This is a genomic window from Stappia sp. TSB10P1A, assembly GCF_900185725.1.
Lineage (GTDB): Bacteria > Pseudomonadota > Alphaproteobacteria > Rhizobiales > Stappiaceae > Stappia.
The window spans coordinates 25380-44484 of record NZ_FYAU01000029.1 but is presented as its reverse complement, the minus strand read 5'-3'; the positions used below and the strand labels follow the sequence as shown (position 1 = coordinate 44484).

At 69.0% G+C, this 19105-nt stretch carries 19 protein-coding genes; 2 read left to right on the top strand and 17 right to left on the bottom strand.

Annotated elements, in window-relative coordinates; all coding sequences use genetic code 11:
• Positions 1-43: 43 nt before the first annotated feature.
• The 12 genes from miaB to TSB10P1A_RS14005 all read right to left on the bottom strand — a co-directional run bounded on the left by miaB (position 44) and on the right by TSB10P1A_RS14005 (position 12026).
• A complete protein-coding gene (gene miaB, locus TSB10P1A_RS14060) occupies positions 44-1525 on the bottom strand; it encodes a tRNA (N6-isopentenyl adenosine(37)-C2)-methylthiotransferase MiaB (protein WP_186388570.1) in 1482 nt (493 codons plus the stop codon).
• Positions 1526-1588: 63 nt separating this feature from the next.
• The gene (locus tag TSB10P1A_RS14055) at positions 1589-2431 is read right to left on the bottom strand and encodes a 1-acyl-sn-glycerol-3-phosphate acyltransferase (RefSeq protein ID WP_186388569.1); all 843 of its coding nucleotides are present in this window, start codon (positions 2429-2431) and stop codon (positions 1589-1591) included.
• Between the two features lie 4 nt (positions 2432-2435).
• Positions 2436-2906, bottom strand: coding sequence for a Fur family transcriptional regulator (locus TSB10P1A_RS14050; protein ID WP_186388568.1), 471 nt, complete (start codon positions 2904-2906; stop codon positions 2436-2438).
• A gap of 123 nt (positions 2907-3029) precedes the next feature.
• The gene (gene rimI / locus TSB10P1A_RS14045; RefSeq protein ID WP_186388567.1) at positions 3030-3518 is read right to left on the bottom strand and encodes a ribosomal protein S18-alanine N-acetyltransferase; all 489 of its coding nucleotides are present in this window, start codon (positions 3516-3518) and stop codon (positions 3030-3032) included.
• Positions 3515-4183 carry a tRNA (adenosine(37)-N6)-threonylcarbamoyltransferase complex dimerization subunit type 1 TsaB gene (gene tsaB / locus TSB10P1A_RS14040; RefSeq protein ID WP_186388566.1) on the bottom strand — a complete coding sequence of 223 codons (669 nt, stop codon included), beginning with the start codon at positions 4181-4183 and terminating at the stop codon, positions 3515-3517. The genes rimI and tsaB overlap by 4 nt, the downstream gene beginning before the upstream one ends.
• Before the next feature lie 176 nt (positions 4184-4359).
• A complete protein-coding gene (locus tag TSB10P1A_RS14035; RefSeq protein WP_186388565.1) occupies positions 4360-4914 on the bottom strand; it encodes a NifU family protein in 555 nt (184 codons plus the stop codon).
• 145 nt (positions 4915-5059) lie between these two features.
• Positions 5060-5554: a universal stress protein gene (locus tag TSB10P1A_RS14030; protein WP_186388564.1), complete on the bottom strand. Its 495-nt coding sequence runs from the start codon at positions 5552-5554 to the stop codon at positions 5060-5062.
• A 70-nt stretch (positions 5555-5624) separates the two neighbouring features.
• Complete coding sequence (gene hslU / locus TSB10P1A_RS14025; RefSeq protein WP_186388563.1) at positions 5625-6929, bottom strand: ATP-dependent protease ATPase subunit HslU; 1305 nt, start codon at positions 6927-6929, stop codon at positions 5625-5627.
• Positions 6930-6978: 49 nt separating this feature from the next.
• A complete protein-coding gene (locus TSB10P1A_RS14020) occupies positions 6979-7521 on the bottom strand; it encodes a GNAT family N-acetyltransferase (RefSeq protein ID WP_186388562.1) in 543 nt (180 codons plus the stop codon).
• Positions 7511-8068, bottom strand: coding sequence for an ATP-dependent protease subunit HslV (gene hslV, locus TSB10P1A_RS14015; protein WP_158194572.1), 558 nt, complete (start codon positions 8066-8068; stop codon positions 7511-7513). Before hslV ends, TSB10P1A_RS14020 begins: the two co-directional genes overlap by 11 nt.
• Positions 8069-8244: 176 nt before the next feature.
• Complete coding sequence (locus tag TSB10P1A_RS14010; protein WP_186388946.1) at positions 8245-10635, bottom strand: 1-deoxy-D-xylulose-5-phosphate synthase N-terminal domain-containing protein; 2391 nt, start codon at positions 10633-10635, stop codon at positions 8245-8247.
• 182 nt (positions 10636-10817) lie between these two features.
• Entirely contained in the window at positions 10818-12026 is a 1209-nt protein-coding gene (locus TSB10P1A_RS14005) for a methionine gamma-lyase (RefSeq protein ID WP_186388561.1), read from the bottom strand.
• A gap of 169 nt (positions 12027-12195) precedes the next feature.
• Here TSB10P1A_RS14005 and TSB10P1A_RS14000 point away from each other — a divergent pair, with 169 nt between their 5' ends.
• Positions 12196-12648, top strand: coding sequence for an Lrp/AsnC family transcriptional regulator (locus tag TSB10P1A_RS14000; RefSeq protein ID WP_186388560.1), 453 nt, complete (start codon positions 12196-12198; stop codon positions 12646-12648).
• A 25-nt stretch (positions 12649-12673) separates the two neighbouring features.
• Here the strand turns inward: TSB10P1A_RS14000 and TSB10P1A_RS13995 are convergent, their stop codons facing one another.
• The 3 genes from TSB10P1A_RS13995 to TSB10P1A_RS13985 all read right to left on the bottom strand — a co-directional run bounded on the left by TSB10P1A_RS13995 (position 12674) and on the right by TSB10P1A_RS13985 (position 16506).
• The gene (locus TSB10P1A_RS13995; protein ID WP_186388559.1) at positions 12674-14860 is read right to left on the bottom strand and encodes a TRAP transporter fused permease subunit; all 2187 of its coding nucleotides are present in this window, start codon (positions 14858-14860) and stop codon (positions 12674-12676) included.
• An 84-nt stretch (positions 14861-14944) separates the two neighbouring features.
• Entirely contained in the window at positions 14945-15916 is a 972-nt protein-coding gene (locus tag TSB10P1A_RS13990; RefSeq protein ID WP_186388558.1) for a TAXI family TRAP transporter solute-binding subunit, read from the bottom strand.
• 224 nt (positions 15917-16140) lie between these two features.
• Positions 16141-16506: an MmcQ/YjbR family DNA-binding protein gene (locus TSB10P1A_RS13985; protein ID WP_371515098.1), complete on the bottom strand. Its 366-nt coding sequence runs from the start codon at positions 16504-16506 to the stop codon at positions 16141-16143.
• 159 nt (positions 16507-16665) lie between these two features.
• Here TSB10P1A_RS13985 and TSB10P1A_RS13980 point away from each other — a divergent pair, with 159 nt between their 5' ends.
• On the top strand, positions 16666-17247 hold the full coding sequence (locus TSB10P1A_RS13980; protein ID WP_186388557.1) for an NADPH-dependent FMN reductase: 582 nt from the start codon (positions 16666-16668) through the stop codon (positions 17245-17247).
• Positions 17248-17261: 14 nt separating this feature from the next.
• Here TSB10P1A_RS13980 and modC read toward each other — a convergent pair whose 3' ends face one another.
• Both modC and modB read right to left on the bottom strand, forming a co-directional pair.
• Positions 17262-18368, bottom strand: coding sequence for a molybdenum ABC transporter ATP-binding protein (modC, locus tag TSB10P1A_RS13975; protein WP_186388556.1), 1107 nt, complete (start codon positions 18366-18368; stop codon positions 17262-17264).
• Positions 18365-19060, bottom strand: coding sequence for a molybdate ABC transporter permease subunit (gene modB / locus TSB10P1A_RS13970; RefSeq protein WP_186388555.1), 696 nt, complete (start codon positions 19058-19060; stop codon positions 18365-18367). The genes modC and modB overlap by 4 nt, the downstream gene beginning before the upstream one ends.
• Positions 19061-19105: the final 45 nt, after the last annotated feature.

Below are 19105 nucleotides of genomic sequence, written 5' to 3'. Positions count from 1 at the left end.
GCTTCTCCTGGCATCCTGCCTCCTGAAACCCCCGGCGCGGGCCTCACGCCCGAGCCCGCAAGGGCGTTGCCTCGCCGCTATTGTGCCCCGGCGCAAGACGCGCGAACAGGGAATTCGCGCCGGTTGCGACGATTTCCACCGGCACGATCTCGCCGATCAGGCTCGCATCCGCATCGAACTGCACCGGCTGCAGCCAGGGCGAGCGGCCGTTGAGCTGTCCGGCATTGCGGCCGGGCTTTTCCACCAGGACCTCGCAGGTGCGCCCGACGAGGCTCGCGTTGAAGGCCTTCTGCTGGCGCGCCACCAGGTCCTGCAGCTCCAGCAGCCGGGCGGTCATCACCTCTTCGGGCACATGACCCGCCATGGTGGCGCCCGGCGTGCCGGGACGGGGGCTGTATTTGAAGGAGAAGGCCGAAGCGTAACCGACCTCCTCGATCAGCGCCATCGTGTCGCGGAAATCGGCGTCCGTCTCGCCCGGAAAGCCGACGATGAAATCGCAAGAGAGGGCGAGATCCGGCTGGGCGGCGCGAATGCGCTCGATCAGGCGGAGATAGTCGGCGCGCGTGTGCTTGCGGTTCATCGCCTTGAGAATGCGGTCGGAGCCCGACTGCACCGGCAGGTGCAGATAGGGCATCACCTGCGGCAGGTCGCGATGGGCGGCGATCAGCGCGTCGTCCATGTCGCGCGGGTGGCTGGTGGTGTAGCGCAGCCGGTCCAGCCCGTCGATGCGCGCCAGCCGCTCCAGCAACCGGCCGAGGCCCCAGGCGGAGCCATCCGGCCCCGCGCCGTGCCAGGCATTGACGTTCTGCCCCAGCAGGGTGACCTCGCGGATGCCGCGCGCGGCCAGCCGCTCGGCCTCGGCGACGATCTGCGCGACATCGCGCGAGACTTCCGCGCCGCGCGTGTAGGGCACGACGCAGAAGGTGCAGAACTTGTCGCAGCCCTCCTGCACCGTCAGGAAGGCGGTGTAGCTGCGCGGCCGTCCCGATGCCTTCGCCTCGCCCGCCGCCTGCGACTTCGACAGGTGGCGGAACTTTTCCTCGATCTCGAACTCGGTTTCGACGACGCTCTCGCCGGCCGCCGCCCGGCTGACCAGTTCCGGCAGCCGGTGATAGGTCTGCGGCCCGAAGACCAGGTCGACGACGGGCGCGCGGCGGGCGATCTCCTCGCCCTCGGCCTGGGCGACGCAGCCGGCGACGCCGATCATCGTCTCGCGCCCCTGCTCGGCGCGCGCGGCCTTCAGCTTGCGCAGCCGGCCGAGCTCCGAATAGACCTTCTCCGCCGCCTTCTCGCGGATATGGCAGGTGTTGAGGATGATCAGGTCGGCATCCTCGAGCGTCTCGGTGGCGCTGTAGCCCTGCGGCACCAGGGCGTCGGTCATCCGCTCGCTGTCATAGACATTCATCTGGCAGCCATAGGTCTTGACGAAGACCCGGCGCGCCGGCGCCGTGCCGGCGGCGTGGCTCGCCACCGGATCGCTGACGGTGCCGTCCCCTGCCGGGGTGTTGGTGATCTCTTCGCTCATCCTGTCTCCGCGCGGGTCCTGCCGCGCCGTCTGCCGCCCGGCCGCTCGCCGATGGGGCCTGCTTTAGCCGTTTTCGGGCGCGTTGAGAATAGCCGGCGCATCCGGGACACCGGGTCCCGCCGGCGGATAGCCCGCCCGCACATGGCCGGCGAGCCGGCGCACCTCGTCTTCCAGCAGCCGCGTCAGGGTCTTGCGGTCGATGTCCGGCGTCACCCGCACCGGCTCGCCCCAGACCACGGCGACATCGATCGCGCCCTGGCGCACGACATTCATGAAATGCGGCCCCATCTCCATGTCGCCATACCAGGCGACATGCGGACGGAACTGCCGTCCCATCGGCAGGCCGTGCAGATGGGTATAGGCAAGCGCCAGCGGCTGGATCCACATTTCCCCCTCGTCGCCGGCCAGCGCATGGCGGGCGGCGCCGATCAGGGCGGAGCGGAACGGCAGCACCTCGTTGCCGCTGTTCGACGTGCCTTCCGCGAACAGCACCATGGCATCGCCCGAGGCAAGGCGGGTGCCCAGCTCCTCGGCGGTGCGCCCGGTCGCGCTGCGCCGCTGGCGGTCGACGAAGACCGAGCGCTGCAGCTTGGCGAAAAGCCCGAAGACCGGCCAGGAGGCGACCTCGGTCTTGGCGACGAAGGACAGCGGCATGCGGCTGCCGAGCACGGTGATGTCGAGCCAGGAGACGTGATTGGCGACGATCAGCAGCGGGCGCTCGCGGGCCGGGCGGCCGATCTCGCGCACGCGGATGCCGACGGTGCGGCAGGCGATGCGGTGCCAGACGACGGGGAGCGAGCGCTTCAACCCGCCCTTCAGGCGCAGCGCCACCCACTGCACCGGGATCAGCGGCAGCGTCACCGCCGTCAGGGTCGCCAGCACCGTCGCGGCGCGCAGGCCCCTCATCGGATCAGTCCCGGTCCTTGGGCGGCAGCGGCACGCCGTAAAGCTCCAGCCGGTGATCGACCAGCTTGTAGCCGAGCTTGCGGGCGATGGCCTCCTGCAGCCGCTCGATCTCCTCGTTGCGGAACTCGATGACGGTGCCGCTCTTCAGGTCGATCAGATGGTCGTGATGCTCTTCCGGTACGGTTTCGTAGCGGGCGCGCCCGTCGCGGAAATCGTGGCGCTCGATGATGCCGGCATCCTCGAACAGCTTGACCGTGCGATAGACCGTGGAAATGGAGATGCGCGGGTCGTTCTCCACCGCCCGGCGGTAGAGTTCCTCGACGTCCGGATGGTCGCTGGCGCCTTCGATGACCCGGGCGATGATGCGCCGCTGCTCGGTCATGCGCATGCCCTTGGCGACGCACTGCTCCTCCAGCGAGGCGAGCGGTTGGTCGGCCGCGGTCTCGGCGCCCTTGCGGCTGCCGGAATCGGTCATCTCGCCTCTCCTTCTCGCGCCTTGGCTCGCGCCCCGGCTCGCACCTCGGCTCGCGCCCCCGGCTCGCGCCCATCGACCGGTACGCCGGCCGGCTTGCGGGCCGTCGCACCACCGCCAAGCCGATTACGCCAGATCGACCCGCATGACAAGCGCACCGCCATCGCCCGCGCTGTCGCGGTAGTAGCCGCGCCGCTCGCCAACCTTGCGGAAGCCGAGACGGCGGTAAAGCGCCAGCGCCGGCGCGTTGGCGGCATCGACCTCGAGGAACAGCGAGGCCACCCGATCGGCGTAAAGCCGCGACAGGGCGCTGCGCATCAGCAGGCCGCCGACGCCGCGCTGGCGCTGGCGCGGATCGACGGCGATGGTCAGCACCTCCGCCTCATCGGCAGCGACCCGCAGGATGACGAAACCGAGGATCGAGCGGCTGCCGAACAGGCTGGAGCGGCGGGCCTGCAGGATGGTGACGCCGGGCTGGCGGGCGAGCGCGGCCAAATCGTCCTCGCTCCAGCCGCTGGGGAAGGAGCGCTCGTGGATCTCGGCCAGCACCGCATAGTCCGCCGGGCTCGCCTCCTCCACCACCGGCGGCTCGGGCAGGAACCACCAGGGGCTCATGCCAGCAACCGCAGATCACGCCGCGCCGGCGCCGCGTCGGGCGGACGCAGGTAGAGCGGCTCGGGCGGATGGCTGCCGATCTCGGCGACAGCGCCGAGGCGGGCAACGGCGGCAATGTCCGGCCAGGCGGCCTCGCCGAGGATCCTGAGATCCTCGCGTCCGCTCGCCGCGACCAGCTTCGCCGCGCCGCTCCCGTAAAGAGCTGCCCCCGAGGGCAGAGCCGCGCCATAGGCCGCGGCATCGACCGCCCGCGGCGCCTCGAGCGGCGTCCCGTCGGCGGCAAAGCCCTGCGCGTAGATCTCGCCGCCCTTGGCCGCCAGCACGGCGCGGACCGGCTCGTCCGCCGCGATCCCGGCGGCAAGCGCCGCCAGGGTGCCGATGCCGACCGCCGGCGCACCGACCACCAGGGCGATGCCGCGCGCCGCCGACAGGCCGACCCTGAGCCCGGTGAAGGAGCCCGGTCCGACCGTCACCGCGATCCGGTCGAGCGCGGCAAAGGGCAGGCTCGCCTCCACCATCACGTCGGCGATCATGCCCATCAGCCGTTCCGCATGGCCGCGCCCCAGCACCTCGCAGGCCGAGGTCAGGCGCGCCATGCCGCCGCCGCCGTCATGGACGGCAACAGAGCAGGCGTCGAGCGCGGTATCGATGGCGAGCAGGCGCATGAGATGACTAAACCGGTCGCGGTGGGAGAAGTCGACAAGACCAATTGCTAATAGCGCCCGCCCACCCGGACGCGGTGGCGGCGACGGGCGGGACGGCTCCCGGCAGACGCGCCCAAAAGCGAGGGCGGCCCGGCCGTTTCCTGGCCGGGCCGCCCGTCGTCTGCCGGCATGCCGGATCAGATGGCGCGCACTTCCTCGACTTCCGGGACGAAGTGCCGCAGCAGGTTCTGGATGCCGTGCTTCAGCGTCGCGGTGGAGGACGGGCAGCCCGAGCAGGCGCCGCGCATCGACAGGTAGACGATCCCGTCGCGGAAGCCGCGGAAGGTGATGTCGCCGCCATCCTGCGCCACCGCCGGGCGCACGCGGGTCTCGATCAGTTCCTTGATCGTGTCGACGGTCTCCTCGTCGCCGGCCTCGAAGAACTCGTCCTCGCTTTCCTCGGCCATCTCGCTGGCCATCACCGGGGCGCCGGACAGGAAATGCTCCATGATCGCGCCGAGGATCGCCGGCTTGATATGCTGCCAGTCGACATCGCCCTTGGTCACCGAGATGAAGTCATGGCCGAAGAAGATGCCTTCGACGCCGTCCACCTGGAACAGCTTCTGCGCCAGCGGCGAGGTGCCGGCGTCTTCGCTCTTGCGGAAGTCCATGGTGCCTTCCGACACCACGATCCGGCCGGGGAGGAACTTGAGGGTCGCCGGATTCGGCGTCGCCTCGGTCTGAATGAACATGTCGGTCTTCCTTGTCCTGGCAGGCCCTGGCTTGCCCTCGCGGGCGCGGCCCTTTGGCGCGCGGCCACCGGTCTTGACCCTAATATACAGCGCCGGGGCGCAGGTTTCCAGATTGGAATGGTTCCAGTCTGTGCTTTTGTCGGGCTCAGGCGAGCGCGGCGATCGATTCGTCGTCGAGCGTGCCGGGCACGATGGTGACCGGGATCGGGAAGCTGCCGGCCCCCTTGCCCGCGATCGCGGTGACGAGCGGGCCCGGCCCTTCCGAGCCGCTGCCGGCCGCCAGCACCAGGATGGCGATGTCGGCATCCTCCTCGATCAGTTGCAGGATCTCGTCGGAGCGGTTGCCCTCGCGCACCACCAGTTCCGGCGTGGTGCGCGCCACCGCCCGCACCCGGTCCGCCGCCCGGGCAAGGCAGGCATCGGCCTCCTCGCGGGCTTCGGCGCGCATGATGTCCTCGACGCCGATCCAGTGCTGGAAGTCGCCCGGCGCGATCACATAGAGCAACGTGGCGACACCGCCGGTGCGTTCGGCACGCTTGGCGGCATAGACGATGGCCCGGTCGCATTCCGCCGTGTCGTCGACGACGACGAGAAACTTGCGCCTGTGGCCTTCCTCGAAACTCTTGCGGATCGCTACCATGGGCGCATGCTGCCATTGCCGCCGGGGCGCGGCAAGCGCCATGCGGTCGCGGGAGACATCTTGCCGGGGATCACAGGATGAACCTCGACAGATCGACATTCTTGGCAAGCTCGCCGATGTTCTCGCGCACATAGGCGGCGTCGATCGTCACCTGGCGATCAGCCATGTCGGGCGCGACGAAGGACACTTCGTCGAGGATCCGCTCCATCACCGTCTGCAGCCGCCGGGCGCCGATATTCTCGATCGTGGCGTTGAGGTCGACGGCGATCGAGGCGATCTCGTCGATGGCGTCGTCCGTGAAGGTCAGCTCCACCTCCTCGGTTGCCAGCAGGGCGACATATTGCTTGATCAGGCTCACTTCCGTGTCGGTCAGGATGGCGCGGAAATCATCCCTGGTCAGCGCCTTCAGCTCGACGCGGATCGGCAGGCGGCCCTGCAGCTCCGGCAGAAGATCGGACGGCTTGGCGACATGGAAGGCGCCGGAGGCGATGAACAGGATGTGGTCGGTCTTGACCGGCCCGTGCTTGGTGGCGACCACCGTGCCCTCGATCAGGGGCAGCAGGTCGCGCTGCACGCCCTCGCGCGAGACGTCGCCGCCCATGCGCTCGCCGCGGGCGCAGATCTTGTCGATCTCATCCAGGAAGACGATGCCGGCATTCTCCACCAGATGGACTGCCTCCTCCACCACCTTGTCCTCGTCGAGCAGCGCATCGGCCTCCTGCTCGATCAGGATCTGGTAGCTGTCGCGCACGGAGACCCGGCGCGGCTTGGTGTGGCCGCCGAAGGCCTTGCCGAGCATGTCGGACAGGTTCATCACGCCGACGCTGGCGCCGGGCATGCCGGGCATCTCGAAGCTCGGCATCTGCGGAGCGGCCCGCACCTGGATCTCGATCTCCTTGTCGTCGAGCTCGCCGGAGCGCAGCTTCTTGCGGAAACTGTCCCTGGTCGCCGGGCTCGCGCCCTTGCCGACCAGCGCCTCCAGCACCCGCTCCTCGGCCTGCAGATGTGCCTTGGCCTCGACCGCCTTGCGCTTGGCGGCGCGCACCAGGGCGATGCCGGCCTCGACCAGGTCGCGGACGATCTGTTCCACGTCGCGGCCGACATAGCCGACTTCCGTGAACTTGGTCGCCTCGACCTTGACGAAGGGGGCGTTCGCCAGCTTGGCGAGCCGGCGGGAGATCTCCGTCTTGCCGACGCCGGTCGGGCCGATCATCAGGATGTTCTTCGGCATCACCTCCTCGCGGAGGCTGTCGTCGAGCTGCTGCCGGCGCCAGCGGTTGCGCAGGGCGATGGCGACGGCGCGCTTGGCGTCCTTCTGGCCGACGATGTAGCGGTCCAGCTCGGAGACGATCTCGCGGGGGGACAAAGTGGTCATAGCCGTGTCTTTCTCTCGATGAAGCTCAGTCGAAGGCCGGACCGGGCGGTCACGGACGGATCTCCTGGGTGCTTTCGACGTGTTCCATGATCAGCGCTCCGCCGGTGCGGCCGGCAAGATGCGCAAGCGGGCGAAACCCCGCCTTCTCATAGGCGCGGCAGGCGCGGCCGTTGTCCGCGTCCGGATCGATGACGATCCGCTGGTGGCCCCTTGCACGAAGCTGCGCGACGAAGGCGGCCAGCGCCGCCGTGCCGATGCCGCGCGACAGATCCTCCTCGCGGCCGATGGACAGGTCGACGCCGACCGCCTCGGCCGGCAGTTCGGCCAGCCAGGGATGGTCGGCGACGAGGTCCGGCGTCCGATTGTCGGCCACGCGCCAGAGCTGGATATAGCCCGCCTCTCGGCCGTCCAGCGTGAAGAGGTAAGGCTCGGTCGTGTCCCGCCCCTCGACCATGTCGCGGATCTGCGCCAGCTCGGTCTCCGGCTCGCCCCACCACCGGCGCCAGTGCGGGGTCTCCAGCCACTGCGCCAGCAGCGGCAGGTCGGCCGTTGTGAGCGGCCGGAAGCCGATGCGCTGCGGGTCAATCGGCATCCAGCGTCTCGATGGTGAGGTTGCCGTTGGTGTAGACGCAGATCTCGGCGGCGATCGCCATCGCCCGGCGGGCGATGGTCTCGGCGTCGAGCTCCGAATCCGCGAGCGCGCGGGCGGCGGCCAGCGCATAGTTGCCGCCCGAACCGATGCCCATGACGCCGCCCTCCGGCTCCAGCACGTCGCCGGTCCCGGTCAGCACCAGCGACACCGACTTGTCGGCCACCAGCATCATCGCCTCGAGGCGGCGCAGGTAGCGGTCGGTGCGCCAGTCCTTGGCGAGCTCGACACAGGCGCGCATCAACTGGCCCGGATACTGCTCCAGCTTCGCCTCCAGCCGCTCGAACAGGGTGAAGGCGTCGGCGGTGGCCCCGGCGAAGCCGGCGATCACCTCGCCCTTGGCGAGCGGGCGCACCTTGCGCGCCGTGTGCTTGATCACGGTCTGGCCGAGGGAGACCTGCCCGTCGCCGGCGATCACCACCTTGCCGCCCTTGCGGACGCTGAGGATGGTGGTGCCGTGCCAGCCCGTGGGATCGTGCTGTGCCTGCATGCGCTGTCGTCTCCTGCCAGGTCGTTCGGGGCGCGGGGCACGCAACGCGCGGCACCCCTCCGGTCCGCCCCCTCCGGTCTGCCTATGTAAGCAGGCGGGCGGGGAATGCAAATCCCCCGCCCGCGACAGGCGCCGTGCAGGCAACAGGAAAATCGGCGCGGATCGCGCGCGCGCCTTCAGAGCGGATTGACCAGCCGCACCGGGCGCCCCGGCGCCAGTTCGGAGGCCGCAGCGACGATCGCATCCGCGTCGATGCCGAAGTGGTGGTAGAGGTCGGCAACGGTGCCGGTCTGGCCGAAATGCTCGACGCCCAGCGCCGCCGTGCGGTGGCCGCAGACCGAGCCGAGCCAGGCGAGCGTCGCCGGATGGCCGTCGATCACCGTGATCATCGTGCAATGGGCCGGCAGCGGCGACAGCAGCCGCTCGATATGGCTCATGGCGCCGCGATGGCCGCGCTTGCGCATGCGCATCGCCGCATGCCAGCCGGCGTTGAGCCGGTCGGCGGAGGTCACCGCCAGCACGCCGATGTCGCGGCGGTCGCCGCCGATGCGGCCGGCCGCCTCGATCGCCTCCGGCGCCACCGCGCCCTGATAGGCGATCACCACCTCGCAATTCGGCCCCGGCTCGCGCAGCCAGTAGGCGCCGTCGATGACGCCGCGGCGGAAGCGCTCGTCCCGGCGCTGCATCGGCTGCTCCAGCGCCCTTGTCGACAGGCGCAGATAGACCGAGCCGCCGGTCTCGTCGCGCAGCCAGGTGCGCTCGTCATGTACCGCCTCGCCGTCGCGCTGCAGATAGTCGAAGCTCCAGTCCATGATCAGCGACAGCTCGTCCAGCCAGGCCGGCTCGAACGAGGCCAGCCCGTCCTGGCTCATGCCGATCAGCGGGGTGGCGACCGACTGGTGCGCGCCGCCCTCCGGCGCCAGCGTCACGCCCGAGGGCGTCGCCACCAGCAGGAAGCGGGCATCCTGGTAGCAGGCATAGTTCAGCGCATCGAGACCGCGCGAGATGAACGGATCGTAGAGCGTGCCGACCGGGATCAGCCGCTCGCCGAACAGCGAATGCGACAGGCCGGCCGCGCCCAGCAGCAGGAACAGGTTCATCTCGGCAATGCCGAGCTCGATATGCTGGCCGTCCGGCGAGAACGCCCATTTCTGCGCGGACGGGATCCGCTCGTCGCGGAACGTGTCGGCCAGCGCGTCGCGGGCGAACAGGCCGCGCCGGTTCACCCAGGGGCCGAGATTGGTGGAAACGGTGACGTCCGGCGAGGTGGTGACGATGCGCTCGGCGAGCTTCGAATCCGAGCGGGCGATCTGGTCGAGGATCTTGCCGAAGCCGGCCTGGGTCGACAGCACCTTGTCGTCGAGCGCGACCGGCCCGGTGGTCGCCACCGGCTCGGCATGATGGCGGCGGCGGCCGGCGGCGAAGAACGGCGTCGACAGCACCGCCTGGCGCAACGCCGCCGCGTCGATGTCGAGGCCCTCGGCGAGATCCCATTCGTGCCCCTCGCGCACCTGCATGGCGGCGCGGAACTCGTCCATCTGGCCCGGCGTCATCAGGCCGGCATGATTGTCCTTGTGGCCGGCGAGCGGGGTGTTCCAGCCCTTGATCGTATAGGCGACGAAGGCGGTCGGGCGGTCGTGGCGCGCCTGTTCGGCGAAGGTCTCGCTCAAGGTCTCGAGGCAATGGCCGCCGAGATTGGTCATCAGCTCCTGCAGCTCGGCATCGCTGCGCCGCTCGATCAGGGCCGTTGCATCGCCCTGGTCGCCGATGTCGTCGAGCAGGCGCCGGCGCCAGGCCGCTCCCCCCTGGAAGGCGAGCGCCGAATAGAGCGCGTTGGGGCAGCCGTCGATCCAGGCGCGCAGGGCCTCGCCCCCCGGCTCGGCGAAGGCGGCCTTTTGCAGCGCGCCGTATTTGAGCCGCACCACGTCCCAGCCGAAGGCGCCGAAGATCGCCTCGATCCGCCCGGCCAAGCCCTCGCGGACGACGCCGTCGAGGCTCTGGCGGTTGTAGTCGATGATCCACCAGGTGTTGCGCAGGTCGTGCTTCCAGCCCTCCTGCAGCGCTTCGTAGATATTGCCCTCGTCGAGTTCGGCATCGCCGACCAGGGCGATCATCCGCCCCTCGGGGCGCTTGGCGGCCCAGGGCTTGGCGGCGAGATAGTCCTGGATCATCGAGGAAAACGCGGTGATCGCGACGCCGAGGCCGACCGAGCCGGTGGAGAAGTCGACGTCGTCGATGTCCTTGGTGCGGCTGGGATAGGACTGGGCGCCGCCATAGGCGCGGAAGGCCTCCAGCTTCTCGCGCGTCTGCTTGCCGGCGAGATACTGCATGGCATGGAAGACCGGCGAGGCATGCGGCTTCACCGCCACCCGGTCCTGCGGGCGCAGGCAGTCGAAATAAAGCGCCGTCATGATCGACACCATCGAGGCGCAGGAGGCCTGATGGCCGCCGACCTTCATGCCGTCGCCCTTTTCCCGCAGGTGGTTGGCGTTGTGGATCGTCCAGCAGGCGAGCCACAGGAGTTTCTTCTCGATGGCCTTCAATTCGGCCTTGCGGGTGCTGTCCATCACTGCCTTTGCCTTCGCGCGCGTCGTGCCGCAGGGACGCCAACCATAAGGGCGGCATTCGGCGAATTTTGTTCGCTTTTTTCTTTTTTGCGCCAAAATCTTTCCGAAATCGATCCCTGGCGGGCCGAGGTCGATACAAAATTACCCGCCCCACCGGATCCTTGCGCCTCGGGTCCGCCCGCTCAGGCGGCGACGCGCCAGACCTTGTCGAGCGCCTGGGCAAGGTCGGCGAGAATGTCTTCCGGCGTCTCCAGCCCGACCGACAGGCGGATCAGCCCGTCGGAAATGTCGTGCTCCTGCCGCTCCTCCGGCGTGTAGGTCGAATGGGTCATGCTGGCCGGGTGCTGGACCAGCGTTTCGGCATCGCCGAGGCTGACGGCGCGGCGGGTAAGCGCCAGCGCGTTGAGGAATTCGATGCCGGCCTGCATGCCGCCGACCAGCTCGAAAGCGATCATGCCGCCGAAGCCCGGCATCTGCCGCACGGCCAGCCCATGCTGGGCAAAGCTCGGCAGGCCCGGATAGTGGACGGTCGCAACCGCCGGGTGGTCCTCCAGCAGGCGGGCGGCGGCCTGCGCGCTGGCGCAGTGGCGCTCCATCCGCAGTTCCAGCGTCTTCAGCCCGCGCATGATCAGATGCGCGGTGAGCGGCGCCATCACCGCGCCGGTCATGTCCTTCAGCCCGACGAGGCGCACCTCACGCATGTCCTCGGCCGAGCCGGCCGCGATGCCGGCGATCAGGTCGCCATGGCCGCCGAGATATTTGGTGGCCGAATGGACGACGATGTCGGCGCCCAGTTCCAGCGGCCGGGTCAGCACCGGCGTCGCATAGGTGTTGTCGACCACGGTGCGGGCGCCGGCCGCGCGGGCGATTCCCGAGACGGCGGCGATGTCGACGAGGCGCATGTTCGGATTGGCCGGCGTCTCGAAATAGACGATGCGGGTGCGCGGCGAGATCGCAGCCTCAACGTTCTTGGGATCGCGCATGTCGACATGGGTGACGGTGATGCCGAACTTCGCCAGCCCGTGGCGGAAGAAGGCGAAGGTGCAGCCATAGAGCGTCCTGTCGACGAGGATCTCGTCGCCCGGCGCGAGAAAGGTCCACATCACCGCGGTGATCGCGCCCATGCCGGAGGCGAAGGCGATGGCCGCCTCGCCGCCTTCCAGCACCGCCATCCGCTCTTCCAGCAGGCTCAGCGTCGGGTTGGAGAGACGGCTGTAGACATGGCCCGCACGCTCGCCGGCGAACATCTCGCCGCCGGCTTCCGCGGTCTCGAAGGCGAAGGTCGAGGTCAGGTGCACCGGCGGCGTCAGCGCGCCCTCGTTGGCGAGCGGGTCGTAGCCGTGATGGATGGCGCGGGTGGCAAAGCCGAGCGGACGGTTGCTGCGGGTCATGGCGAAGGCTCCTCTACCGGGTGCGGGCGGCGAGAGCGCGGGCACTCTCGCCCCGTTCCTCTCCCGACCTGCTGACCGCAGTCTAGGGTTTCGCGAGAGGTGATTTCTGGCGTAGTTTGCCCCTCGATCTGTTCAGATTGGCAGGTTCTGCCAACAATGAGGCCTGAAGATGGACGATATCGACCGCCGCATCCTGCGCGAGTTGCAGCAGGACGGGCGCCTGACCAATCAGCAGCTTTCGGAAAGGGTGGGCCTGTCGCCCTCGCCCTGCCTGCGGCGGGTGCGCAACCTGGAAAAGGCCGGCATCATTTCCGGCTATGCGGCGGTGGTCGACCCGCAGGCCTACGGGCTTCCCGTCACCGTGTTCCTGCAGGTGAAGCTGACGCCGCACACCCAGGAAACGGTGACGACCTTCGAGCAGGCGGTGGCCGGCATCGAGGAGATCATGGATTGCTATCTGCTCGCCGGCGACCGCGACTATCTGCTCAAGGTGGTGGTCGCCTCGCTCGCCGACTACGAGAGCTTCATGCGCCGGCGGATCCACAAGATCCCCTGCATCGCCTCGCTGGAATCGAGCTTCGCCTTCGGCACGGTCAAGCACTCGCAGGTGCTGCCGGGGTGAGCCGGGCAGCACCTGCGCGCTGCGCTCAATCCAGGCCGCGGGCCATGGTCTTCGGCGTCACCAGCTTCTTCTGAGCAGCCCATACGCCGATCGCCGCGGCAAGGCCGATGGCGTCGGTGATCCAGCCGCCGGCGATCATCGCCAGCGCCGCCGCGCCGAGAACGATGCGGAAGACGACGTTGAGCCGGCCGAAGAACCAGGCCTGCACCGCCGACGACAGCAGGAAGATGCCGAAGGCGGCGGAGATGAAGACATGCAGGATGTCGAACCAGTGCCCCTGCATCAGCATCGCCGGCGAGGTGAAGAACATGAAGGGCACGACGAAGGCGGCAAGGCCGATCTTGAAGCTCTCGACGCTGGTTCGCATCGGATCGGACTGGGCGATCGCCGCTCCCGCATAGGCGGCCAGCGCCACCGGCGGGGTGATCGCCGACATCACCGCGAAGTAGAAGATGAAGAAATGCGCGGTGAGCGGCGGGATGCCCATCTGGATCAGCCCCGGCGCGATCACCGAGGCGGCCACCGCATAGGCCGCCGTCGTCGGCATGCCCATGCCGAGGACGATCGACACGATCATGGCGAAGAACAGGGCGATCACCTGGTTCTGGTCGGCAAGGCCGAGCAGCAGCGAGGAAAAGCGCGTGCCGATGCCGGTCAGCGCGATGACGCCGACGATGATGCCGGCGGCGGCACAGACGGCGACGAGCTGCAGCGACATCTTGGCGGCGATCTGCAGCGCGAACAGCACCTCCTTCACACCCATCCGATGCGGGGTCAGCCAGCTCACCACGGCGGCGGCGGCCATCGCCAGCGTGCCGGCGCGGATCACCGAATAGCCGGAGAACAGCGCGCCGATCAGAATGAAGATCGGCACGAAGAGATAGGCCTGGCGCAGCAGCTTGGCGAATTGCGGCAGCTCCTCGCGCGGCAGGCCCTTCATGCCGAACTTCTGCGCGGCCAGGTCGACCATGAAATAGACCGAGACGAAGTAGAGCACCGCCGGGATGATCGCGGCGACGACGATGTCGGCATAGGCGATGCCGGTGATCTCGGCCATGATGAAGGCGCCGGCGCCCATGATCGGCGGCAGGATCTGCCCGCCCGAGGAGGCGGCGGCCTCGACGGCGGCCGCCGTCTGCGGCTTGTAGCCGACCTTCTTCATCAAGGGGATGGTCAGCGAGCCGGTGGACACGACATTGCCGGCCGAGGTGCCGTTGATCATGCCCATCAGGCCGGAGCCGAACACCGCGACCTTGGCCGGGCCGCCGCGCGCGCCGCCGGCGGCGGCGAAGGCGAAGTTGACGAAATACTCGCCGACGCGCGAGGCCTGCAGGAAGGCGGCGAAGGTGACGAACAGGATGATATAGGTCGAGGAGATCGCCGTCGTCGGGCCGAGAATGCCCTGGTCGGTGTAGATATAGGTGAAGAAGCGCGACAGCGAATAGCCGCGATGGTTGAGAATGCCGGGCAGGTAGGGCCCGACGAAGCTGTAGAGAACGAACAGCGCCGCGATGATCACCAGCGCCAGGCCGGCGAGCCGGCGGGTCATCTCCAGAATCAGGATCACGCCGGCGATCGCGGCGAACATGTCCGCGTCCTTGGCGAGCGCGGTGCCGGCGCGCAGCCGCAGGAACGGCGCGTGGAAGATGATGTACATCGCCACCGTCACCGCCGCGAGGGCGAGGAAGACGTCGGCGAGATCGAGCGTGCCGCGCTCGCGATCCGGCAGGGCCCAGCTCATGGCGATCAGCCAGAGGGTGCCGCCAACCAGCGGCCAGCCGAAGCTGGCGACCAGCGCCGTCTTGGCAGCGGCCTGGCCGACCCCCTCGCCGGTGACGAAGAAGCCGACCGCCTGGACGAAGGCGGCCGCGACGGCGAGCGCGCCCGGCGCCAGCAGCGCCAGATAGAGGCCGCGCGACAGACCCCGCCTGCCGGGCACGGCATCGTCGGCGAAGAGCATCGAGGAAAACAGCAGGAAGCCGAGCGCCAGGCCGCCGCCGACATGGATCAGCCGATAGGTCCAGGTCTCGAGCGGATAGAGGTTCATCACCCCGACATGGAAGGAGGTGAAGAGGATGCAAAGAGCGATGATCACCTTGCCGGCAATGCCGGTCGGCACGCGCTGGTTGCCCGTGACGATTTCCGCGTCGACGCCGCTGGCGATCATGGCGCTGTCCGCGGACGCCGCGCCGATGGACGAGTTCGATGACATGGTGGCTCCTCCCCCCCTGCACCCGATATGCATGCGGCGCGGGCCCGCCGGGACCCGCGCCGCGATTTTCGAGCTAGTCCCGGTTCACTTCAGCTCGTCGGGAACGGTGATGCCCTTCTCCTCGAGATAGCGCACGGCGCCGGGATGGAACGGCATGAAGGTGTTCTTGTCCCAGTTCTCCAGCAGCGTCTCGCTGGCCGCGGCATGGATCTGCACCATGCGCTGCGGGTTTTCCATCGCCAGCTTGGTGATCTCGTAGGCGAGGCTCTCCGGCATGTCCTGATGGGCGATCGCGAAGTTCCACAGCGCGACGGTTTCCTGGTCGTAGTCGTGGCCGGCATAGGTGCCGGAGGCGATCGTCAGCGGCGCCATTGCCGGATAGGCGGCGAGCACCTTGGCCTTCTCGTCCTCGGTCAGGCCGAACATCACCACGTCGTTCTCGGCGGCGAGCTGGCTGAAGGCCGAGATCGGCACGCCGGCCGCGAAGGCGAAGGCGTCGATCAGGCCGTCCTTGAGCTGGCTCGCCGCATCCGACGCGCCGGCATTGGAAATGTTGGCGGTGACGCCGACCGCTTCCATGAAGCGCGGCCAGTAGGTGCCGGGCGTGCCGCCGGCCGGGCCGACGCCGACGCGCTTGCCGGCGAGGTCGGAGACCGACTTGATGCCCGAGGACTTCAGCGCGATCACCTGGAACGGCGTCTGGTACATCGGGAACAGCGCGCGGATCGACTTGTGCTCGAGCCCCGGCGCCAGTTCGGACTGGCCGATCCAGGCGTCATAGGCCGGGCCCATGGTGACGAGGCCCATCAGGTGATCGCCGGTCTCGACCAGCGTCACGTTCTGCACCGGGCCGCCGGTCACTTCGCCGGTGGCGTTGAGGCCGAGCGCCTCGGAAATATAGCTGGCAAAGCCGTTGCCATAAACGAAGTAAGTCCCGCCCTGGCTTGCGGTGCCGATCGTCAGTTCGTTCGGCCAGCCGGTCTTGTCCTGAGCGGTGGCGGTGCCCATGCCAATCACGGCGGCTGCGGCGATGGCGGCGAGTGTCCTGAACTTCATTCTTTCCTCCCACGGAAACTCGGAACGACCCCATGTCACGCTCCGGTTGTCGCGCAAGACCGCACGGAAGCGTCAAACATGTCAACAGGATCGGCGCCTGTATTTCAAGCAGCACCTGCGTGATGTCAACGAAAAGCCCCGCCGGCCCCCGTCAAATCCGGGGAAACTGCCGCAGCGGCGGGCGGGCGCAAGGAGCGTTTCCCGGCGGAATTACGAGTTTATACCTATAGCCCGAGCTCGGCCCGTTTCGCCCGCGTCAGCTTTGCCGCCACCAGCCTGTGCGCTTCGGCGAGATGGGCGCGGATGTCCTCGGCCGCCAGCGGCGCGCCGGCGCGGACCTGCACCCAGGAGGCGCGGGCAAGATAGGGCGCCGGCACCACGCCGGGCAGGTCGGTGAGGATGCGGTAGGAGAGGTCCGAGCACTTGAAGGCGATGGCCTCATTCGCGCCCTCGCCCCAGGAGGAGCAGATCGCGAAGATCTTGCCGCCGACCTTCCACACCGAGGCCCCGCCCCATTGCACCACATGGGTCGCGGCCGGCAGGGCGGCGCAGGTGGCGTCGAACTGGGCGCGGGTGATCGCCATCGTCATCGGCGCGCGGCCCGACCCGTCGGCGCAGGGAGAGGACCGGCGATCCCCTCCGCAGAGCTGACACTGGCCAGGGATCTCCTGCGACATATATGCAAGGCCGTCCGCGCCATCTCGTCCGTACCCGTCCCGTCCACAGCCATCCGATGACAAGGGATCTCGATGACCGACATTCGCATCCTCGTCCTCTCCGGTTCGATTCGCGCCGGATCCTACAACACCAAGCTCGCCGCGCTGGCCGCCAAAACCGCCGCCATGGCCGACGCCAAAGTGACGCAGATCTCGCTCGCCGACTATCCCCTGCCGATCTATGACGGCGACCTGGAGGCGGACACCGGTGTGCCGGAGAATGCCCGCAAGCTGAAGGCGGTGTTCCAGCAGCACAATGGCGTGTTCATCGCCTCGCCGGAATACAACACCGCCGTGACGCCCCTGCTGAAGAACACGCTCGACTGGGTCTCGCGCCTGTCGGACAAGGGCGAGCCGCCGGCCGCCGCCTTCCGCAACCGGGTCTTCGCGCTCGGCGCCGCCTCGATCGGCGCGCTCGGCGGCATCCGCGGCCTGATCGGCCTGCGCACCATCCTGGAGATCGGCCTCGGCGCGCTGGTCATTCCCAACATGGCGACCGTGCCGAACGCCGCTTCCGCCTTCGACGCCCATGGCCATCTCACCAACGAGCGCACCGCCGGCCTGCTGCAGGAGACGGTCGCCCGGCTGATCGAGGAAGTGAAGCTGCGCGGGTAGGCGCGCGGCCTCCCCTACCGCTCCTCGCGGCCCTCGATCCACACGTCCTCCTGCGCCACCGCGACGGATTTGAGGATGGCGTGGCAGGCAAGGCCGGGCGCAAGGCCGAGCGCCTCGGCGGAGCGGCGGGTGATGCGGGCGAGCAGCCGGTCGCTGCCGCAGCGCAGTTGCACGACGACGCCCGGCCCCTCGCCGCGGCGCAGCGAGAGGATCTCGACGGGAAGCTGGTTCAGCGCCGAAATGCCCTCCTGCGGCGCCAGCGACAGCATCACGTCATGGGCATGGATGCGCACGCGCACCAGCGCGCCCGGCGCGGCGGCGATATGCGGCAGCAGCAGGCGGCCGCCGGAGGTCGCCAGCTCGCTCAGCCCGTCGGGATGATGCGCCGCGACGGTGGCGGCGATCACCGCGCCGGCATCGCGGATGCCAAGGGTCGGCACGGCCTGCGGGTCGCTCAGCACCTCGGCCGGCGTGCCGGCGCGCACCACCCGCCCCTCACTGAGCGCCACCACCGTGGTGGCAAGGCGGGCGACCTCGGCGACCGAATGGCTGACATAGAGGATCGGCACCCTGGTCTCGCGGCTGAGGCGTTCCAGATAGGGCAGGATCTCGGTCTTGCGCGCCTCGTCGAGCGAGGCGAGCGGCTCGTCCATCAGAAGTAAGCGCGGGCCGCTGAGCAGCGCCCGGCCGATGGCGACGCGCTGGCGCTCGCCGCCCGACAGGGTGCCCGGACGGCGGGCGAGCAGCGCGCCGATGCCGAGCATCTCGACGACGGCGCCCATATCGGCGACCTCCGCCCCGTGACGGCGGGCGAACCAGCGGCCATAGCCGAGATTCTGGCGCACGGTGAGATGCGGAAACAGCCGCGCCTCCTGGAAGACATAGCCGATGCGGCGGCGATGCGGGGCCAGGAACACGCCTTGGCGAGTATCGAACAGCGTCTCGCCGCCGACCCTGGCATGGCCGGCATCGACCGCGATCAGCCCGGCCAGCGCATTGACCACCGTGGTCTTGCCCGAGCCGGAGCGGCCGAACAGGGCGGTGACGCCGGGCGGCGCCTCGAAGGCGAGGTCGAGCGCGAAGCCGGAAAAGGCGTGGCGGAGGGCGACGGACAGGCTCATGCGCCGCGGATCCTGCGGGCGACAAGCCGGCTCACCCATTCCGACAGCAGCAGCGCGGCCATCGCCACGGTGATCGAGACCATGACCAGCCGGGCGGCGGAGGCCTCGCCGCCGGGCACCTGCATGAAGGCATAGATCGCCGACGGCAGGGTCTGGGTCTCGCCGGGAATGTTGGAGACGAAGGTGATGGTGGCGCCGAATTCGCCCATCGCCTTGGCGAAGGCGAGCACCGAGCCGGCGATGATGCCCGGCAGGATCAGCGGCAGGGTGATGGTGAGGAACACCATCGCCCGCGAGGCGCCGAGCGTGCCGGCCGCCTGCTCCAGCTTCGGATCGACCGCCTCGATGGCGAGGCGGATCGCCCGCACCATCAGCGGAAAGGCCATGACGCCGGCGGCCAGCGCCGCCCCGGTCCAGCGGAAGGCGAAGACCAGGCCGAACGTGTCGGCAAGAAAGCTGCCGACCGGCGCGCGGCGGCCGAAGGTGGCGAGCAGCAGATAGCCGGTGACCACCGGCGGCAGGATCAGGGGCAGGTGGACGAGGCCGTTGAGCACCTGCTTGCCGGGAAAATTGCCGCGGGCAAGCAGCATGGCGACGAGAATGCCGAGCGGCAGGCTGACCAGCGTTGCCCAGAAGGAGACGCGCAGGGACAGCGCGACGGCGCTCCATTCCTGCGGACTGAGATACTCCATGCGTCTGCGGCCCCGCCCCCGATCCGTTCACCCGTTGCCAGCGCG

Excerpts from the sequence above, each read along its gene's own strand:
- miaB (WP_186388570.1), bottom strand. The coding sequence starts at position 1,525 with ATGAGCGAAGAGATCACCAACACCCCGGCAGGGGACGGCACCGTCAGC.
- TSB10P1A_RS14055 (WP_186388569.1), bottom strand. The coding sequence starts at position 2,431 with ATGAGGGGCCTGCGCGCCGCGACGGTGCTGGCGACCCTGACGGCGGTG.
- TSB10P1A_RS14050 (WP_186388568.1), bottom strand. The coding sequence starts at position 2,906 with ATGACCGATTCCGGCAGCCGCAAGGGCGCCGAGACCGCGGCCGACCAA.
- rimI (WP_186388567.1), bottom strand. The coding sequence starts at position 3,518 with ATGAGCCCCTGGTGGTTCCTGCCCGAGCCGCCGGTGGTGGAGGAGGCG.
- tsaB (WP_186388566.1), bottom strand. The coding sequence starts at position 4,183 with ATGCGCCTGCTCGCCATCGATACCGCGCTCGACGCCTGCTCTGTTGCC.
- TSB10P1A_RS14035 (WP_186388565.1), bottom strand. The coding sequence starts at position 4,914 with ATGTTCATTCAGACCGAGGCGACGCCGAATCCGGCGACCCTCAAGTTC.
- TSB10P1A_RS14030 (WP_186388564.1), bottom strand. The coding sequence starts at position 5,554 with ATGGTAGCGATCCGCAAGAGTTTCGAGGAAGGCCACAGGCGCAAGTTT.
- hslU (WP_186388563.1), bottom strand. The coding sequence starts at position 6,929 with ATGACCACTTTGTCCCCCCGCGAGATCGTCTCCGAGCTGGACCGCTAC.
- TSB10P1A_RS14020 (WP_186388562.1), bottom strand. The coding sequence starts at position 7,521 with ATGCCGATTGACCCGCAGCGCATCGGCTTCCGGCCGCTCACAACGGCC.
- hslV (WP_158194572.1), bottom strand. The coding sequence starts at position 8,068 with ATGCAGGCACAGCACGATCCCACGGGCTGGCACGGCACCACCATCCTC.
- TSB10P1A_RS14010 (WP_186388946.1), bottom strand. The coding sequence starts at position 10,635 with ATGGACAGCACCCGCAAGGCCGAATTGAAGGCCATCGAGAAGAAACTC.
- TSB10P1A_RS14005 (WP_186388561.1), bottom strand. The coding sequence starts at position 12,026 with ATGACCCGCAGCAACCGTCCGCTCGGCTTTGCCACCCGCGCCATCCAT.
- TSB10P1A_RS14000 (WP_186388560.1), top strand. The coding sequence starts at position 12,196 with ATGGACGATATCGACCGCCGCATCCTGCGCGAGTTGCAGCAGGACGGG.
- TSB10P1A_RS13995 (WP_186388559.1), bottom strand. The coding sequence starts at position 14,860 with ATGTCATCGAACTCGTCCATCGGCGCGGCGTCCGCGGACAGCGCCATG.
- TSB10P1A_RS13990 (WP_186388558.1), bottom strand. The coding sequence starts at position 15,916 with ATGAAGTTCAGGACACTCGCCGCCATCGCCGCAGCCGCCGTGATTGGC.
- TSB10P1A_RS13985 (WP_371515098.1), bottom strand. The coding sequence starts at position 16,506 with ATGACGATGGCGATCACCCGCGCCCAGTTCGACGCCACCTGCGCCGCC.
- TSB10P1A_RS13980 (WP_186388557.1), top strand. The coding sequence starts at position 16,666 with ATGACCGACATTCGCATCCTCGTCCTCTCCGGTTCGATTCGCGCCGGA.
- modC (WP_186388556.1), bottom strand. The coding sequence starts at position 18,368 with ATGAGCCTGTCCGTCGCCCTCCGCCACGCCTTTTCCGGCTTCGCGCTC.
- modB (WP_186388555.1), bottom strand. The coding sequence starts at position 19,060 with ATGGAGTATCTCAGTCCGCAGGAATGGAGCGCCGTCGCGCTGTCCCTG.